This is a genomic window from Agrobacterium sp. MCAB5 (assembly GCF_052114365.1).
Lineage (GTDB): Bacteria > Pseudomonadota > Alphaproteobacteria > Rhizobiales > Rhizobiaceae > Agrobacterium > Agrobacterium tumefaciens.
The window spans coordinates 1-695 of record NZ_JBFREP010000106.1 but is presented as its reverse complement, the minus strand read 5'-3'; the positions used below and the strand labels follow the sequence as shown (position 1 = coordinate 695).

At 62.9% G+C, this 695-nt stretch carries 2 pseudogenes; both read right to left on the bottom strand.

What is annotated here, in order from left to right:
• A pseudogene (locus AB4Z23_RS27595) lies at positions 1–239 on the bottom strand (hypothetical protein); the annotation flags it as partial.
• Positions 236–695, bottom strand: a pseudogene (locus AB4Z23_RS27590) (serine/threonine protein phosphatase); the annotation flags it as partial. The pseudogenes AB4Z23_RS27595 and AB4Z23_RS27590, both read right to left, overlap by 4 nt.

The window sequence follows — 695 nt, the reverse complement described above, 5'->3', positions numbered from 1 at the left end:
CTGTCATGTGACGCGGCGAGGCGAAAGAGAAGAGTGTCAAACTCGAGATGAATCGCCAGCGCAAGGGTAGCCAGGCAGACAGCGAGCAGCAGCCACCATCCAAGTGCTGCGGTGAAACCATGCGTACCGGCCGTCAATGGTGCGATGGCGAGCAGAACAAGTGCGATCGTACCGCCACCCACGCCGTGGCGTTGCAGTCGCCGGGCCATACCCGCCGTTTCTGTTTTCCAGTCGTTCATAGCGCGGCCTCGTCGATTGCCGCATGGGTTTCCAACTTGAGGTGAACCGGTCGTCCAAGTGCCTTGATTATTTCAGCTGCCGCGGCAGCATTGGCGGCACGGCCCGAGCGCACGAGCCAGCATGCAACAACGGCTGCGCTGCGTTGAAAGCCGAGAGCGCAGCAAACGAGTACAGGGCCACGGCTGCGGGCTTCGTCAACCGCCAGCACTCCCTCGCAAATGTGTGCCGAAGAGAGCGGCAGCAGGTCGAGCGACGGGATCGCGCGCCAGATGACGCCTGAAGCGCGAAGCGCGGGAAATTCCGCCGTCATGTCGACGATTTCGCCATAGGCTGCAAGCTCGTCACGGTTCGGGGTGCGCCCGAGGAAAACCCCGTCGCCGACGTCGACTGCCGCCGGAAGATTGCGTGTCCACCACCAAAGGTTCACCCGCGCGGCAAGCCGATAGGGCCAGAAC